Source organism: Streptomyces sp. SAI-127 (assembly GCF_029894425.1).
Lineage (GTDB): Bacteria > Actinomycetota > Actinomycetes > Streptomycetales > Streptomycetaceae > Streptomyces.
In genome coordinates this window covers 6942009-6958080 of record NZ_JARXYJ010000001.1, presented here as the reverse complement: position 1 = coordinate 6958080, position 16072 = coordinate 6942009, and the positions used below count along the sequence as shown (strand labels likewise).

14 protein-coding genes are annotated in these 16072 nt (G+C 71.1%); 7 read left to right on the top strand and 7 right to left on the bottom strand.

Annotated features, from left to right (window positions below; translation table 11 throughout):
- Positions 1-2: 2 nt before the first annotated feature.
- From M2157_RS32035 to leuA, 5 genes are all read right to left on the bottom strand, one after another.
- Positions 3-674 carry a response regulator transcription factor gene (locus tag M2157_RS32035; protein WP_280866916.1) on the bottom strand — a complete coding sequence of 224 codons (672 nt, stop codon included), beginning with the start codon at positions 672-674 and terminating at the stop codon, positions 3-5.
- Positions 671-1960 carry a histidine kinase gene (locus M2157_RS32030; protein WP_280866915.1) on the bottom strand — a complete coding sequence of 430 codons (1290 nt, stop codon included), beginning with the start codon at positions 1958-1960 and terminating at the stop codon, positions 671-673. The genes M2157_RS32035 and M2157_RS32030 overlap by 4 nt, the downstream gene beginning before the upstream one ends.
- Positions 1957-4032: an MMPL family transporter gene (locus tag M2157_RS32025; RefSeq protein WP_280866914.1), complete on the bottom strand. Its 2076-nt coding sequence runs from the start codon at positions 4030-4032 to the stop codon at positions 1957-1959. The genes M2157_RS32030 and M2157_RS32025 overlap by 4 nt, the downstream gene beginning before the upstream one ends.
- A 277-nt stretch (positions 4033-4309) precedes the next feature.
- Entirely contained in the window at positions 4310-5002 is a 693-nt protein-coding gene (locus M2157_RS32020) for a TerB family tellurite resistance protein (protein ID WP_280857524.1), read from the bottom strand.
- Positions 5003-5187: 185 nt separating this feature from the next.
- A complete protein-coding gene (gene leuA / locus M2157_RS32015) occupies positions 5188-6909 on the bottom strand; it encodes a 2-isopropylmalate synthase (protein ID WP_280857525.1) in 1722 nt (573 codons plus the stop codon).
- A gap of 319 nt (positions 6910-7228) precedes the next feature.
- Between leuA and M2157_RS32010 the strand changes: the two genes are divergently transcribed.
- Genes M2157_RS32010 through M2157_RS31995 form a run of 4 tightly spaced genes read left to right on the top strand, consistent with a single transcriptional unit; the run spans position 7229 to position 11212 of the window.
- Complete coding sequence (locus tag M2157_RS32010) at positions 7229-8296, top strand: M4 family metallopeptidase (RefSeq protein WP_280866913.1); 1068 nt, start codon at positions 7229-7231, stop codon at positions 8294-8296.
- 21 nt (positions 8297-8317) lie between these two features.
- A complete protein-coding gene (locus M2157_RS32005) occupies positions 8318-8584 on the top strand; it encodes a protealysin inhibitor emfourin (RefSeq protein WP_059205413.1) in 267 nt (88 codons plus the stop codon).
- Positions 8585-8642: 58 nt separating this feature from the next.
- Entirely contained in the window at positions 8643-9965 is a 1323-nt protein-coding gene (locus tag M2157_RS32000; RefSeq protein WP_280857527.1) for a GH1 family beta-glucosidase, read from the top strand.
- Positions 9962-11212, top strand: a complete 1251-nt coding sequence (locus M2157_RS31995; protein WP_280866912.1) for an MFS transporter — start codon at positions 9962-9964, stop codon at positions 11210-11212. The genes M2157_RS32000 and M2157_RS31995 overlap by 4 nt, the downstream gene beginning before the upstream one ends.
- 94 nt (positions 11213-11306) lie before the next feature.
- Here M2157_RS31995 and M2157_RS31990 read toward each other — a convergent pair whose 3' ends face one another.
- Positions 11307-12161, bottom strand: a complete 855-nt coding sequence (locus M2157_RS31990) for an NAD(P)-dependent oxidoreductase (RefSeq protein ID WP_280866911.1) — start codon at positions 12159-12161, stop codon at positions 11307-11309.
- A gap of 118 nt (positions 12162-12279) precedes the next feature.
- Between M2157_RS31990 and M2157_RS31985 the strand changes: the two genes are divergently transcribed.
- Positions 12280-13134 carry a helix-turn-helix transcriptional regulator gene (locus tag M2157_RS31985; RefSeq protein ID WP_280866910.1) on the top strand — a complete coding sequence of 285 codons (855 nt, stop codon included), beginning with the start codon at positions 12280-12282 and terminating at the stop codon, positions 13132-13134.
- A 155-nt stretch (positions 13135-13289) separates the two neighbouring features.
- Here M2157_RS31985 and era read toward each other — a convergent pair whose 3' ends face one another.
- Entirely contained in the window at positions 13290-14249 is a 960-nt protein-coding gene (gene era / locus M2157_RS31980; RefSeq protein WP_057615799.1) for a GTPase Era, read from the bottom strand.
- Positions 14250-14423: 174 nt separating this feature from the next.
- Between era and M2157_RS31975 the strand changes: the two genes are divergently transcribed.
- The gene (locus tag M2157_RS31975) at positions 14424-15734 is read left to right on the top strand and encodes an ammonium transporter (RefSeq protein WP_280866909.1); all 1311 of its coding nucleotides are present in this window, start codon (positions 14424-14426) and stop codon (positions 15732-15734) included.
- The gene (locus tag M2157_RS31970) at positions 15731-16069 is read left to right on the top strand and encodes a P-II family nitrogen regulator (protein WP_062043211.1); all 339 of its coding nucleotides are present in this window, start codon (positions 15731-15733) and stop codon (positions 16067-16069) included. The genes M2157_RS31975 and M2157_RS31970 overlap by 4 nt, the downstream gene beginning before the upstream one ends.
- The last annotated feature ends 3 nt before the right edge of the window (positions 16070-16072 follow it).

The window sequence follows — 16072 nt, the reverse complement described above, 5'->3', positions numbered from 1 at the left end:
CTCTACAGGGTCCCCGGAGTCACCATCCCCGACTCGTACGCCACGATGACCAGTTGCGCCCGGTCCCGCGCCCCCAGCTTCCCCATGATCCGGCTGACGTGGGTCTTCGCGGTGAGCGGACTGAGGCCCAGGGCCTCGGCGATCTCGGTGTTGTTCAGGCCCCGCGCGACCAGCGCCAGCACCTCGCGCTCCCGGTCGGAGAGGCATTCGGGCCCACCGCCCGGCACCGGCATCGGCACCGACGGGCTGCGCAGGAACCGCTCGATCAGCCGGGCCGTCGGCCCCGGGGAGAGCAGCGCCTCGCCGGCCGCCACCGTGCGGATGGCGTCGAGGAGCTCGGCCGGCCGGGTGTCCTTCACCAGGAACCCGGAGGCCCCCGCGCGCAGCGCCTCGACGATGTTCTCGTCGGTGTCGTAGGTGGTCAGGACCAGCACCCGCACCCCGGCGAGGTTCTCGTCGGCCGCGATGAGCCGGGTCGCCTCGATGCCGTCCAGGTCGGGCATGCGGATGTCCATCACCACCAGGTCGGGCCGCACCTCGCGGGCGGCACCCACGGCCTCCCGTCCGCTGCCCGCCTCTCCGACGACCTCCATGTCCCGCGCCGACTCGACGAGCATGGCGAACGCGGCCCGCACCAGGGTCTGGTCGTCGGCGAGCAGCACGCGGATGGTCATACGGTTCCCTCCCCCATGGTGAGCGGCAGCGCCGCCGTCACCTCGAAGCCGCCGTCCGGGCGTGGTCCGGCGTCGAGTGTGCCACCGACACTGCGGGCCCGCTCCCGCATGCCGACGAGCCCGAAGCCGGGGGTGTTGCCGGGGGTGGGCCCGGTGCCGTCGTCGATCACCGAGACCCGCAGGGCGCCCGGTTCGTCGTACAGCCTCAGGCGTACGGCGGGTCCGGGTCCCGCGTGCCGGACCGCGTTGGTGAGCGCCTCCTGGACGATCCGGTACGCGGCGGCGCCGACGGCGGGCGGCGGATCGGTGCGGATGCGCAGGTCCTGTTCGACGCGGGCGCCCGAGAGCCGGGCGGCCGCGACGAGGTCGGGCAGGCCGTCGAGGCCGGGCAGCGGGCCGCGGGTGTCGGACAGGCCGTGCTCGTGCTCGCGCAGTACCTCCAGGGTGGTACGGAGTTCGCCGCGCGCGGTCCGGCAGGTATCGGCGATGTCGTCGAGGGACTTGGCGACCGCCTCCCGGTCGAGGCGTTCGGGGTCGGCCGCCAGGACGTGCGCGGCGACGGACGTCTGGACGCCGATCAGGGTGATGCTGTGGGCGAGCAGGTCGTGCAGGTCACGGGCGATGCGCAGACGTTCCTCGGCGACCCGGCGGCGGGCCTCCTCCTCGCGGGTGCGTTCGGCGCGGACGGCGCGCTCGACGATGGAGGCGACGTACTGGCGGTAGTAGCGGACGTCGATGCCGCAGAAGAGGACGGCGATGATCCAGCCGGAGATCCGCAGCAGTTCGACGGCCTGGTGGGTGCTGACGGTGAGCATGACGCTCGTGGAGAGGCCGAGGACGGTGACGCCCGTCAGGACCGTCCGCAGGGGGCGGCCGGTGACGGCGACCGTGTAGAGGGCGACGTAGGCGACCGGGGTGGGCGCGAGATGGTTGTTGTCGAGGGCGTGGTACGGCACGATCAGCGCCACCAACGCGGCCAGCACGAGCATGGGCCGGCGCCGCCGCCACACGATCGGCACATGGGCGGCCAGCAGCAGCGTCCACCCGAAGGCGTCCGGGCGGCGGGCCTCGTCGGTGAACAGCGCGACGCACACGGCCACCACCGCCAGCACGACGGCGAGCAGCGCGTCGTTGCGGGTGCCGTGCGGGGCGGTCCGCGGGTCGCGGTTGACCGCCGCCATGATCCGGTCCCCCAGCCGGGGCCTCGTGGTCTCGTGCACGGTGTCATCCTCGGGGAGGAAGGCGCCCTTCCGGGAGGGAAGGGCGCCCAGGAGTGACCTCGTCACACTCGTTCCGGCTGACGCTCGGTCCGGACCGGCTGCTCGGGCGCCCGGGACAGCGGGCCCGGCCACCACACCTTCCGCCGCAGCGCGACGGCCGCGCTGGTGACGAGGTAGGTCCGCACGAGGAAGGTGTCGAGGAGCACGCCCACCGCGATCACGAAGCCCAGCTCGACGAGCTGGACCAGCGGCATGTTGGTGAGCACCGCGAAGGTTGCTGCGAGGACCAGGCCCGCCGAGGCGATGACCCCGCCGGTCGTGCGCAGTGCGGTGAGGGCGGCGGTGACCGGTTCGGCGCCGGCCAGGGACTCCTCGCGCATGCGGTGCATCAGGAAGATGCCGTAGTCGACGCCGAGGGCGACCAGGAACACGAAGGACAGCAGCCCGAGCCCCGGATCGGTGCCCTCGAACCCGAACACCGGCCCGAAGACCAGTCCGCCGATGCCGAGGGCGGCGCCCCACACGGCGACCACGGCGGCCACGAGGATCAGCGGCGCGACGAGGGACCGCAGCAGGGCGATCAGGATGAGCAGCACGGAGACGAGGACGATCGGCACGACGATCGTCCGGTCCCGCGCGTTGGTGTCCTTCAGGTCGAGCTGCTCGGCGCTGGGCCCGCCGACGTAGGAGCCGTCGAGTCCGTCGCGCAGGGCCTTGATGGTCGCGGTCTCCCCGGCGGACTGGGGAGCGCTGTCCGCCATGACGGTGATCTCGGTCCACCCGTCTCCGCTACGGCCCTTCTGGGCGCTGTCGACGCCCTGGGTGCCACGGATCGCGGCGAGGGTCGCGTCGGCGCGGTCGGCCGGGGTGATGACGCCGATGGGCTGCGTGCCCCGCTCCGGATAGGCCTTGGCGAGCGTCCCCATGGCGGCGACGGCGTCGGGCTTGCTGGTGAAGGAGTCCTCCTGCTTGATGCTGCCGGGCAGGTTCAGCACGCCCAGTGCCAGCGCCCCGAGCAGCACGGCCCCGCCGGCCAGCACGGTGAGCGGCCGCCGCCCGGCCGAGCTGCCCATCGCGGCGAACAGCGACCGGCGGACCTTGGGGGTGCTGCCGTAGCGCGGCACCAGCGGCCAGAACACCCGGCGGCCGAGGAGCACGAGGACCGCGGGCAGCAGGGTCATCATCGCGGCGAGCGCGACCAGCACCCCGACCGTCCCCAACGGGCCCATGCCGCGGCTGCTGTTGAGGTCGGCGGCGAGCAGACACAGCAGGCCCGCGGCCACGGTCCCGGAGGAGGCGAGCACGGCGGGCCCGCAGCCCTTCAGCGCGGCCGCCATGGCGTCGTACGGCCGCTCGGTCCGCCGTAGCTCCTCCCGGTACCGGGAGACGAGCAGCAGCGCGTAGTCGGTCCCGGCGCCGAACACGAGGATCGTCATGATGCCGGAGCTCTGACCGGTGACGGAGGTTCCGAAGCCCTGGTTGAGCCCGTAGGCGACGGCCCGCGCCAGGAACTCCGACATGCCCGCGACCCCGAGCGGCACCAGCCACAGCAGTGGACTGCGGTAGATGACGATCAGCAGCAGGGCCACCACCGCGGCGGTGGTGTAGAGCAGCGGCCCGCCGAGGGAGTCGTAGACCTCGCCGGCATCGGTGGCGAGGGCCCCTTCCCCGCCGACCTCGACGCCGAGCCCGTCCTCGCCCTTCGCGATGTCCCGCACGTCGTTGACGAGGCGGTCGCGGGCCTTCTCGTCCGTTCCCGGCTCGGTGCTGGCGACGGGATACATCACGGTGGTCCCGTCCTTGGACGGAATGCCCTGCGGCTCGGCGGTGAGCGTGTGCGCGTCCGCGATCCGCCCGATCTGCCCGGCGGCGGTCGCCTTGTCGGCCGCCGTCAACCCACCGTCCCGGTGGTAGACGACGACCATCTGCGTGGCCTCGCCTCCGGGCAGCCGGTCCTGGATCTTCGCGACCTGCGTCGAGTCCGCGCTCGCCGGCAGATAGTCCACGGCCCGGTCCCGCTGCACGTCGGCGAGCTTCGACGCGAACGGCGACACTGCCGCCAGGACGACGATCCACAACCCCAGCACCAGCCAGGGCACGGCACGTCGTCGCCGTGCGCTCATCTTTGCGGCCCCCATCGACGGGCCTCCCTCCGGTTCGGATGTCTGGATCGCTTCCAGACTTCCGGCGAAAGGGCCGGTGTTCGTCGGGCGGGAGAGCGAGTCGGGCCGTACTGCCGGGGGTGGCCCGGGGCGCGGACTACTCCCGGGGGAGTATCAGGACGGCGTCCGGGCCGCGACCAGCAGCCTGGTGACGTCGCCAGGGCCGAGCCCACGGTGGCGAGGACGTCCCGCTCCGCCGGGGTGTACGGGCCGCCTGAAGCAGGCCCGACTCGCGGCCCTCGGGGCGAGAGTGTCAGGAGGGCGTCCGCGCCGCCGCCAGCAGCCGCGCCACCTCGTCCGCACAGATCGTCAGAGCCGTACCCACGGTGGTCAGGACGTCCCGCTCCGCCGGGGTGTACGGGCCGTCCGCGAGGGCGATGCGGGCGGCCTGGAGGAGGATCGACTCGCGGCCCGCCGGGGCGAGGTGGGGGGCGAGCGGGTCGAGGGCCTCATGGAGCTCTATGGCGAGGCCGGCTCCGCAGGGGCGGTCGTAGACCCGGCCGGTGTCCGCGGCGAGGGCCTCGACCAGGGCCTCCAGCTGGTCCTCCGTGCAGTCGTCGAAGCCCGCCGCGCGGACCGTGGCGGCCGCGGTCTCCAGGGAGGTGCGCGAGCAGGTGCCGCCCGCCGCCAGGACCGCGAGGGCGACGGTGTGGACGGCGTCGCGGAGCATCGCGGAGAAGCGGGTCGTGGTCGGGTGGTCGAGGACGTCCGTGCCGAAGTGGCGTCGGCAGGCCGCGCATTCCACCACCGGGCCGGTGTCGCCGCGCGGCAGGACCGGTACGCCCAGCAGGACGAGGCGGCGACGGCCGGTCAGGCGCTGGAAGTTGCGGTCGCCCCCGCATCCGGGGCAGAAGAACTCGCCGTCGCCGACGGTCGTCCACGCGGTACGGGTGCCCAGGAGGCGCGCAGGCCTGGCGGCACCGGTTCGTCCCCGTCCTGGCAGCACGTCGCACCTCCGCGTAACGCCGCGGCAACATCGCCGCGCTTGCGTGATGTTAGCCACATCAGCGGGGCGGAGTCAGCCCCCCGACGAGACCTACCCGTGACCTCCACGCGCCGATGGCCGATAAACGACGGGGCCTTGATCGCCGTATACAGCGATCAAGGCCCCAAAACCCCCGGTCAGAGGGACTAGCGCGCGGCTCGGTTGACGGCGGAGACGACCGCCTTCAGTGACGCACGCGTCGTGTTCGCGTCGATGCCGATTCCCCACAGAACCTTGCCGTCGATCGCGCATTCGATGTAGGAGGCGGCCTGCGCGGAGGCACCCTCGCTCATCGTGTGCTCCTGGTAGTCCAGCAGCCGGGCGTCGATGCCGACCTTGGCCAGTGCGTCGAAGAAGGCCGAGATCGGCCCGTTGCCGCTGCCGGTCAGGACGGTGTCCTCGCCGTCGACCGTCGCCTCGACCCGCAGGGTGTCCACGCCGTCGGTGTCCGTCGTCGACTGGCCGTTCCTGACCTGGATACGGCCCCACGGGTTCTCGGGGTTGGGCAGGTACTCGTCCTGGAAGGTCGCCCAGATGGCGGAGCCGGTGACCTCGCCGCCCTCGGCGTCCGTCTTGGCCTGGATGAGCTTGGAGAACTCGATCTGCATCCGGCGGGGCAGGTCCAGCTTGTGGTCGTTCTTCAGGACGTAGGCGATGCCGCCCTTGCCGGACTGCGAGTTGACCCGGATCACGGCTTCGTACGAACGGCCTACGTCCTTGGGGTCGATGGGCAGGTACGGGACCGCCCACTCGATGTCGTCGACGGTGACGCCCTTCGCCGCCGCGTCGGCCTCCATGGCGTCGAAGCCCTTCTTGATGGCGTCCTGGTGGGAGCCGGAGAAGGACGTGTAGACCAGGTCGCCCACGTACGGGTGGCGCGGGTGGACCTCCATCTGGTTGCAGTACTCCCACGTACGACGGATCTCGTCGATGTCGGAGAAGTCGATCTGCGGGTCGACGCCCTGCGAGAACAGGTTCATGCCCAGGGTGACCAGGTCGACGTTGCCGGTGCGCTCGCCCTGCCCGAACAGACAGCCCTCGACGCGGTCGGCGCCGGCCATCAGCGCCAGCTCGGCGGCGGCGACGGCGGTGCCGCGGTCGTTGTGCGGGTGGACGGAGATGACGACGTGCTCGCGGCGGGAGATGTTGCGGCTCATCCACTCGAAGCGGTCCGCGTGCGTGGACGGCGTCGAACGCTCCACCGTGGCGGGCAGGTTGAGGATGATCTCGCGGCCCGGACCCGGCTGGTAGACGTCCATCACCGCCTCGCAGACCTCCAGCGCGAAGTCCAGCTCGGTGTCGGTGAAGATCTCGGGGCTGTACTGGTAGCCGAATTCGGTCTCGGGGCCCAGCAGCTTCTCCGCGTACTCCATCACCAGGCGGGTGCCGTCGACGGCGATCTGCTTGATGTCGTCCTTGGAGCCGCGGAAGACCACGCGGCGGAAGACGGGAGCCGTGGCGTTGTACAGGTGGACGGTCGCGCGCTTGGCGCCCTTCAGTGACTCGACGGTCCGCTCGATCAGGTCCTCGCGGGCCTGGGTCAGCACGGAGATGGTGACGTCGTCCGGGATCGCGCCCGGCTCCTCGACGATCGACCGTACGAAATCGAAGTCCGTCTGCCCGGAGGCCGGGAAGCCGACCTCGATCTCCTTGTAGCCCATCTTGACCAGCTGATCGAACATCCGGCGCTTGCGCTCGGGCGACATCGGGTCGATCAGGGCCTGGTTGCCGTCACGCAGGTCGGTGGAGAGCCAGCGGGGGGCGACGGTGATCCGGTTGTCCGGCCAGGTGCGGTCCGGGATGTCGACCTGCTCGTACCGGCCGTACTTGTGGATCGGCATGGTGCTGGGCTGCTGGCGGTTCGCCATGATTGCGGGGCTCCTCAGGATGTCCGGGAAGGACGGCCGACACGCAACACGAAGCTCCGCGGGGAGGGAGTCGACCTGGACTACAGGCCCTCGCCGCGGCAGCTAAGAAGAAGCAGCCCGAAACGCATGATGCGCAGAATGCTAGCGGAGCCGCTCCCCGTGCGGGGCGCCGTATCAGTATGCGGGACCCGGGGGGCGAATGGGACAAAAAGTGCGCCATACCACTTCGTCACGGAGCGTGCGCTTCCCTGTCCGCATATTTCACCAATCATGGTTGCGGGTAGTGACACGGTCATGACTCAGTGCAAGGGTGCCGGGCATGACGACTCACGGGGGCTTCGAGCCCGTCTTCTGCACCGTCATTCCGCCGCATGTCCTCGACAAGCTGGCCAGGAACGACGACCCCGCACTCTCCGGTCCCGCCCGGCGCACGTTGATGCGCGACAGCGAGCTGCGCGGCCGCCGCCGCGTGACCACCGAGTTCGGCCTGGCGGCCGCGCCGACGGCGAAGGCACCGTCGGACCAGCCGCTGCGCACCATCTACGACGCCGGGCACAGGACCGGCCTGCCGGGCAGGAAGGTCCGTGCCGAGGGCTCCGAGCCCGGCCAGGACGCCACCGTCAACCGCGCCTACGCCGGTCTCGGCGCCACCTTCGACCTCTACCTGAAGGCCTACGCGCGCCATTCGATCGACGGCGACGGCCTCCCGCTCGACGCGACCGTCCACTTCGACGAGAACTACAACAACGCCTTCTGGAACGGCGAGCAGATGGTGTTCGGCGACGGTGACGGCGAGATCTTCCTCGACTTCACCATCCCGATCGACGTCATCGGCCACGAACTCACCCACGGCGTCACGCAGTACACGGCGAACCTCACGTACTACGGCCAGCCGGGCGCCCTCAACGAGTCGATGTCCGACGTCTTCGGCTCGCTCATCAAGCAGTACACGCTCGGCCAGACCGCCGCCGAGGCCGACTGGCTGATCGGCGCGGGCCTGCTCGCGCCCAGCGTCTCCGGCAAGGCCCTGCGGTCCATGAAGGAGCCGGGCAGCGCGTACGACGACGACGTGCTCGGCAAGGACCCGCAGCCCGCGACCATGGACGACTACGTCCGCACCGGCCGCGACAACGGCGGCGTGCACATCAACTCCGGCATCCCCAACCACGCGTTCTACCTGGTGGCCAACGCACTCGGCGGCCATGCCTGGGAGAAGGCGGGACAGATCTGGTACGACGTCCTGGCCGGCGGCGAACTCTCGGACCGGGCCCTGTTCACCGACTTCGCGAAGCTCACGGTCGCGGCGGCGAAGGCCCGCTTCGACGAGGGCGACGAACTGCAGGCCGTGTCGAAGGCCTGGGAGCAGGTCGGGGTGCGGATCCTCTGAGTCCGTACTAGACAGGGACCCATGCGTATTCAGGTGCGGCGCACGGGCGGATTCGCGGGCATCGAGCGGCACAAGGAGGTCGACACCTCCGGGCGGCCCGATGCCCACGAATGGCGGGCCCTGGCCGAGAAGGCTCTCGCCGCCGGCCGGGGCACCCGGCCCATCGGGGTCCCGGACGGCTTCAGTTACGAGATCACCGTGGACGGCAGGACGGTGTACGCGGCCGACCCCCGGTTGACGGAGGAGCAGCGGGAACTGATCTCGAAGGTGCTCAAAGAGGGCGCTTAACTGCTTGTTCACGCCTGCCCGTTGACTTCCCTACCCGCCGGTACCGATGATCCGGCGCATGGCGACTCAAGAGCATGCGATCCCCCGGTTCCCGGCCGGCTTCCTGTGGGGCGTCTCGACCTCGGCCCATCAGATCGAGGGCGCGGCGGACGAGCGTGAGCGGTCCGTGTGGGACACCTTCACGGCCGAGCCGGGACGGGTGAAGGACGGCTCGACGGCGGCGGTGGCCTGCGACCACTACCACCGCTACCGCGAGGACGTCTCCCTCCTGGCCGGCCTGGGCGTGGACGCGTACCGCTTCTCGATCTCCTGGCCGCGGGTGCGCGCCGAGGGCGGCCTCGACTTCTACGACCGTCTCGTGGACGAACTGGTCGCGGCGGGGGTACGTCCGGTCCCGACGCTCTTCCACTGGGACCTGCCGGTGACCCTCCAGGAAGGGGGCGGCTGGCTGGAGCGGGACACCGCGGCGCGCTACGCGGAGTACGTCTCGGTCGTCGCCGAGCGGCTCGGCGACCGCGTCAAGAAGTGGATCACCATCAACGAGCCCGCCGAACACACCCTGTTCGGGCACGCGTTGGGCGCTCACGCACCGGGCAAGCAGCTGATGTTCGACGCGCTGCCGGTCGCCCACCATCTGCTGCTGGCCCACGGACTGGGCGTCCAGGCCCTGCGCGCGGCCGGCGCCACGGACATCGGCATCGCCAACTCGCACGGGCCGACGTGGCCGGCGTCCCAGGAGGCCGCCGACGTGGAGGCGGCGGACTTCTACGACGTCCTGCTGAACCGCCTGTTCGCGGACCCGGTCCTGCTGGGCGAATACCCCGCCGGTCTCGGCGAGTTGATGCCGGGTGACGTGGCGGCCGACCTGAAGGTCATCGGGGAGCCGCTGGACTTCTACGGCGTCAACTTCTACGCGCCGACCAGGGTGGGCGCCCCGCAGGGCGCGGACATCGAGTTCGGCGGCCTGACGATCCCGGCCGAACTCCCCTTCTCGGTCCGGGAGATCGAGGACGTCCCGGTGACGGACTTCGGCTGGCCGGTGGTGCCCGAGGCGCTGACGGAACTCCTCACCGGCTTCCGTGAGCGCTACGCCGACCGCCTCCCGCCCGTCGTCATCACCGAGAACGGCTGCTCCTACGAGGGTGTCGACGACCAGGACCGGATCGCCTACCTGGACGGCCACATCCGCGCCCTGCACCAGGCGGTCGAGGCAGGCGTGGACGTGCGCGGGTACTTCGTGTGGTCGCTGGTGGACAACTTCGAGTGGGCGGAGGGGTACGCCCGCCGGTTCGGGCTGGTGCACGTCGATTTCGAGACGCTGGCCAGGACCCCCAAGGCGTCGTACGCGTGGTACCAGGAGCTGCTCCGGGCCCAGAAATGACGACCGCCCGCCCGGACGCCCTCGCCGAACCCGTCGACCGGGTCGGCAAGGGCTGGACGGCGTCCCTGTCGCTGGCCAACGTGGCGATCTGGGTGGGCTGGTACGGCCCGCTGCAGATCCTGCTGGCCCGGCAGGCGGAGGACTTCGCGCCCGGTGCCGGGATGTCGAAGGAGACGCTGCTGGCCTGGGTGACCGGCGTGGGCGCGGTGGTGTCGCTGGCGGCGAACCCGTTCTTCGGCGCGCTGTCGGACCGGACCACGGCCCGCCGGGGCCGCCGCAGCCCCTGGATCGTGGCCGGTGCGGCGGGCGGCGCGCTGTCGTTGCTGGTGCTCGGCGGGGCGGGCGGGCTGTGGGTCATGACGCTCGGCTGGTGTCTGGTCCAGCTGACCCTGAACGCGGCCTTCGCGGCGGTCACGGCGGCCGTCCCGGACCGGGTGCCGCGGTTGCAGCGGGGCGCGGTGGGCGGCTGGATCGGGGCGGCGCAGATCCTGGGCGCGGTCGTGGGCACGGGTCTGGCGACGGCGGCGGGCGGGATCGCGGCGGGCTATGCCGCGTGCGCGGTGTTCACGCTGGCGGGGGTGCTGCCGTACGTGCTCCGCCAGCGTGATCTCCGGCTGGCGGCGGCGGACCGCCCCGCCTGGTCGTGGGGGTCGTTCGCGCGCGGCTTCTGGCTGAGCCCCCGCCGCCACCCCGACTTCGCCTGGGCCTGGCTGACCCGCTTCCTGATCAACCTCAGCAACGCCCTGGTGCTCCTCTACCTCCTCTACTACCTGCGGGACAGCCTCCACTACGACGACCCCGAGCAGGGCGTGCTGATCCTGACCGCGGTGGACAGCGTGGCGCTGCTGGCCACGGTCGTGGTGGGCGGCGTCTGGTCGGACCGGGTCGGGCGCCGCAAGCCGTTCGTGCGCTGGTCCGGTGTGCTGATGGCGGTGGCCACGGGCGTGCTCGCCGTGTGGCAGACCTGGCCGAGCGCGATCGTCGTGGCGGCACTGCTGGGGGTGGGCCTCGGGGTGTTCATGTCGGTCGACTTCGCACTGATGACGGACGTCCTGCCGACGGCTCTCGACCGGGGCAAGGACCTGGGCGTCATCAACGTGGCCAACTCCCTGCCCCAGGTGGCGGCCCCCGCCATCGCCGCACCGATCGTCACGCACCTGGGGGGATACCGGGTCCTGTACGGATTGGCGGCGGCGGTGGGTCTGGCGGGGGCGGTGCTGGTCGGCCGTATAAGGGGCGTTGACTAGATGCCGTCAGGGGCGCGGGACTGTATCGATGTGCGGCTCCGCCGCGTGGGCGCGACCAGCCCCCACCGAGCCGCAGACGACAACCGGCCCAGAGCTACAGCGCTCCCGCCTCCCGAGCCGCGTACACCGACGGGAACAGCGGCCGATACCCCAGCTCCCGCCGAATCCGCTCCGTGGACATGATCACCAGCCACGGATCGGGATCAACCCGCTCGTACGACTCGCCCGGAATCTCAGCCCCGTTGAGTTGATGCAACTCCACCGCCGTCACAGGCGCGTCGTCGGCGATGTTGTACACCCGCCCCGAGATCCCCGGCGCATACAGGATCCGCAACAGCCCCTGGGCGACATCAGCGTGGTGCCCCATGTGCAGCCGCTGGGCCGACGCCCAGTTCTTCGCCCACATCAGGGACTGGGCGAGATGCGGATCCCCCTCGCCGTAGACGAAGGGAAGCCGCCCGACCCGCACGTCGAGCCCCTCCAGCGCGAACAGCTCCCGTTCGGCCTCCGCCTTGGACGCGGGATAGGCACCCCACATGGACCCGCCGGGCCGGCTCTCGTCCTCCTCCGTCACCGGGCGCCCCCGCCCCTCGCCGTACACAAGACCGGTGCTGACCTGGACGAACCGACGGACGCCGGAGGCCACCGCGGCACGGCCCAGTTCCACGGCCGCGTCCCGGTTGACGGCCCAGGCCTCCTCGTCCGGCACTCCCCGGAACGCCGCGGCGACGTTCACCACCGCGTCGGCGCCCGCGACGGCCTTGCCGAGGACGTCGGTGTCGCGCAGATCTCCTACGACGACCTCGGCGCCGAGTTCCGCGAAGGGCTCACCGCGGGCCGTGTCCCGCACCAGCACCCGTACCTGCTCCCCCGGGCGGGACTGCGCCAGCAGCCTGGGCACGAAGCGCCGGCCGACCTGTCCGGTCGTACCTGTCACCACAGTCAGCATGTTGTGCTCCTCTCGTCCGGACCAGCGTGGAACGGCCGCGCGGGCACCGGGAGAGACCTCTTGATCAGGGGATCGGCAGACCCTGGATAAGCCGGACGGGGTGCCGCACGCTGGAGGGGTGAACCGAGCCGAACTCGCCGACTTCCTGCGCCGTGGCCGTGCCCGGCTGAACCCGTCCGACGTGGGTCTGGTGCCGGGCGCCCGGCGCCGCACGCCCGGTCTGCGCCGCGAGGAGGTGGCGCAGCTGGCGGGGATGTCGGTGGACTACTACACGCGACTGGAGCAGTCCCGTGGCCCCCGCCCGTCCCGGCAGATGCTGACCGCGCTGGCCCGGGCGCTGCGCCTGACCGACGTGGAGCAGGACCATCTGTTCCACCTGACCGGCGAGGAGCCCCCGCGCCGCGAGACGGCGTCGGCGCACGTCCGCCCGGGGCTGCTGCTGATCCTGGACCGGCTGCACGACACCCCGGCGCAGGTGGTGAACGACTGCGGCGAGGTGCTGGCGCAGAACGCGATGGCCAGGGCCCTGGTGGGCGACGCGATGTCCCGTCCGCGCCGCGACCGCAACCTGGTCCGGCGCTTCTTCCTGGACCCGACCGCGCGCACGCTCTTCCCCGAGGAGGATCTCGCGGACCACGCGCGCACGCAGGTCGCCACCCTGCGCGCGGTGGCCGCGGCCCGGCCCGACGATCCGGAACCGGCCGCGCTGGTGGCCGAACTCCGTGCGTCCAGCGAGGAGTTCGCGCGGCTGTGGGACGAACACGAGGTGTCCCAGCGCAACAAGGCGACGAAACGCTTCGTGCACCCCGTGGTCGGCCTACTGGAACTCGACTGCGAGGTCATGGTCAGCCACGAACACCACCACCTCCTGGTGGTCCACACGGCCCGCCCCGGCACGGAGGCGTACGAACGACTCCAACTGCTGAGGGTGGTGGGCCTGCAGGACCTGTCCCCGCAGACGGCGACCCCCTAGAACCCCAGCTTCCGCAACTGTCTGGAATCCGCTGCCAGTCCTTCGCCACCTTGACGTGGAAGCCCAAGCCGCATCGACATACGGCTACCGCCGCGCGGCCGGCATGCCCACCAGCGCCCCCATCCGCCCGCAACCCTCGACGCCCACCACCCCGCTCAGAACCCCAACTTCCGCAACTGTCTGGGATCCCGCTGCCAGTCCTTCGCCACCTTGACGTGGAGGTCCAAGAAGACCGGTGTGCCGAGGAGTGCCTCGATCTGCTTGCGGGACTTGATGCCGACCTCCTTCAGGCGCTTGCCCTTGGGGCCGATGATGATGCCCTTCTGGCTGGGGCGCTCGATGTAGACGAAGGCGTGGATGTCGAGGAGGGGCTTGTCGGCGGGGCGGTCCTCGCGGGGGAGCATCTCCTCGACGACCACCGCGATGGAGTGCGGGAGCTCGTCGCGGACGCCCTCCAGCGCGGCCTCGCGGATCAGTTCCGCGATCATCACCTGCTCGGGCTCGTCGGTGAGGTCGCCCTCGGGGTAGAGCGCCGGGCCCTCGGGAAGCATCGGGATCAGCAGGTCCGCCAGCAGGTCGACCTGCTTGTTCGCGGTAGCCGACACCGGGACGATCTCCGCCCACTCGATGCCCAGCTCCTTGCCGAGCTGGTCGACGGCGATCAGCTGCTCGGCCAGGGTCTTGGAGTCGACCAGGTCCGTCTTGGTGATGATCGCGACCTTCGGGGACTTCTTGATCCCCGCCAGTTCCTTCGCGATGAAACGGTCACCGGGCCCGAGCTTCTCGTTCGCCGGCAGACAGAAGCCGATCACGTCGACCTCGGCCCAGGTCGTCCGCACGACGTCATTGAGCCGCTCCCCCAGCAGCGTGCGCGGCTTGTGCAGTCCGGGGGTGTCGACCAGGATCAGCTGGGCCTCGGGCCGGTGCACGATCCCGCGTACCGTGTGCCGCGTGGTCTGCGGCTGGTTCGCGGTGATCGCCACCTTCTGGCCGACCAGAGCGTTCGTAAGGGTGGACTTGCCCGCGTTGGGGCGGCCCACGAAGCAGGCGAAGCCGGCGCGGTGGGGTGCCTCCGAAGATGCCGGCGGCTCGGATGACTGACTGCGAACGCTCATGCGCCCCATTCTCCCTGATCCACAGAGCCCCGCCGCACAGGCGCCCGCGCACCGGCCCGACCGTGAGCTTCCGGAAACCCCAGCGCAATGAAACACGGCGGAAACACCCCCGTGCACAACCGGAAACGCAGGCCGGTGACCCTCTGACGAGCCCCCACCTCGTTGGAGACCTCCATGTCCCTCGCCGCACAAGGCATCGACACCGGTGACACCGCCTGGCTGCTCGCCGCCACCGCCCTCGTCCTGCTGATGACCCCGGGCCTCGCCCTGTTCTACGGCGGCATGGTCCGCACGAAGAGCGTCCTCAACATGCTGATGATGAGCTTCGTGTCGATCGCCCTGGTCACGGTGGTGTGGCTGGCCGCCGGCTACTCCCTCGCCTTCGGCGACGACACGTTCGGCGGCATGATCGGCAACCTGAAGCACGCCGGCATGAGCGGCCTCGGCCCCGACAGCGTCCACGGCACCGTCCCCACCCTCCTCTTCGCCACCTTCCAGCTCACCTTCGCGATCATCACGGCCGCGCTGATCAGCGGCGCGATCGCGGACCGCGCGAAGTTCGGGGCATGGCTGGTGTTCGTCCCGGTCTGGGCACTGCTCGTATACGTTCCCGTCGCCCACTGGGTGTGGGGCCCGGGCGGCTGGGTCCTGGACAAGCTCGGCGCGCTCGATTTCGCGGGTGGTCTGCCCGTCGAGATCACCTCCGGTGCCTCCGGTCTCGCCCTCGCGCTCGTCCTCGGCCCGCGTCTCGGCTTCAAGAAGGACGCGATGCGGCCGCACAACCTCCCCATGGTCGTCCTGGGCGCGGGCCTGCTCTGGTTCGGCTGGTTCGGCTTCAACGCGGGCTCGGCTCTCGGCGCCAACGGCCTCGCGGCCGCGGCCTTCCTCAACACCCTCGCCGCCGGCTGCACCGGCCTGCTCGGCTGGCTCTTCGTCGAGCAGAAGCGCGACGGCCACCCCACCACCCTGGGCGCGGCCTCCGGCGCGGTCGCGGGCCTGGTCGCGATCACCCCGTCCTGCGGCTCGGTCTCCCTCCTCGGCGCACTCGTCGTCGGCCTGGCCGCCGGTGTCGTCTGCTCCTACGCGGTGGGCTGGAAGTTCAAGCTCGACTACGACGACTCGCTCGACGTGGTCGGCGTCCACCTGGTCGGCGGAGTCATCGGCACGCTCCTGATCGGCGTGTTCGCCGTGAAGGAGATGACCGGTGGCACGGAGGGACTGCTGTACGGCGGCGGGCTCGCCCAGCTCGGCAAGCAACTGGTGGCCGTGGTCGCCGTGGGGGCGTACGCCTTCCTGGTGACGTACGGCATCGGGAAGCTGATCGACAAGGTGCTCGGCTTCCGGGCCGACGAGGAGCACGAGCACACCGGCCTGGACCTTACGGTGCACGCCGAGACCGCATACGATCACGGCGTCCTGGGCCACGGTGCCCCGGTCGGCGCGTCCCCCGTCCCCTCCGCCCAGAAGGTCAAGACCCAGGCATGAAGCTCATCACCGCGATCGTCAAGCCGTACCGCCTCGACGAGGTCAAGACCGCGCTCCAGGAGATCGGCGTCCAGGGTCTGACCGCGACGGAGGCCAGCGGCTACGGCCGGCAGCGCGGCCACACCGAGGTGTACCGCGGCGCCGAGTACCAGGTCGACCTGGTCCCCAAGGTCCGCATCGAGGTCGTCGTCGACGACGCCGACGCGGACGCGGTGATCGACGCGATCGTCAAGGCCGCCCGGACGGGCAAGATCGGTGACGGCAAGGTGTGGGCGCTGCCGGTGGAGACGGTCGTACGGGTGCGGACGGGCGAGCGCGGTCCGGACGCGCTCTGAGGG

Bases quoted from the DNA above. Each gene is read 5' to 3' on its own strand.
- M2157_RS32035 (WP_280866916.1), bottom strand. From the start codon at position 674: ATGACCATCCGCGTGCTGCTCGCCGACGACCAGACCCTGGTGCGGGCC.
- M2157_RS32025 (WP_280866914.1), bottom strand. From the start codon at position 4,032: ATGGGGGCCGCAAAGATGAGCGCACGGCGACGACGTGCCGTGCCCTGG.
- leuA (WP_280857525.1), bottom strand. From the start codon at position 6,909: ATGGCGAACCGCCAGCAGCCCAGCACCATGCCGATCCACAAGTACGGC.
- M2157_RS32010 (WP_280866913.1), top strand. From the start codon at position 7,229: ATGACGACTCACGGGGGCTTCGAGCCCGTCTTCTGCACCGTCATTCCG.
- M2157_RS32005 (WP_059205413.1), top strand. From the start codon at position 8,318: ATGCGTATTCAGGTGCGGCGCACGGGCGGATTCGCGGGCATCGAGCGG.
- M2157_RS32000 (WP_280857527.1), top strand. From the start codon at position 8,643: ATGGCGACTCAAGAGCATGCGATCCCCCGGTTCCCGGCCGGCTTCCTG.
- M2157_RS31995 (WP_280866912.1), top strand. From the start codon at position 9,962: ATGACGACCGCCCGCCCGGACGCCCTCGCCGAACCCGTCGACCGGGTC.
- M2157_RS31990 (WP_280866911.1), bottom strand. From the start codon at position 12,161: ATGCTGACTGTGGTGACAGGTACGACCGGACAGGTCGGCCGGCGCTTC.
- era (WP_057615799.1), bottom strand. From the start codon at position 14,249: ATGAGCGTTCGCAGTCAGTCATCCGAGCCGCCGGCATCTTCGGAGGCA.
- M2157_RS31975 (WP_280866909.1), top strand. From the start codon at position 14,424: ATGTCCCTCGCCGCACAAGGCATCGACACCGGTGACACCGCCTGGCTG.
- M2157_RS31970 (WP_062043211.1), top strand. From the start codon at position 15,731: ATGAAGCTCATCACCGCGATCGTCAAGCCGTACCGCCTCGACGAGGTC.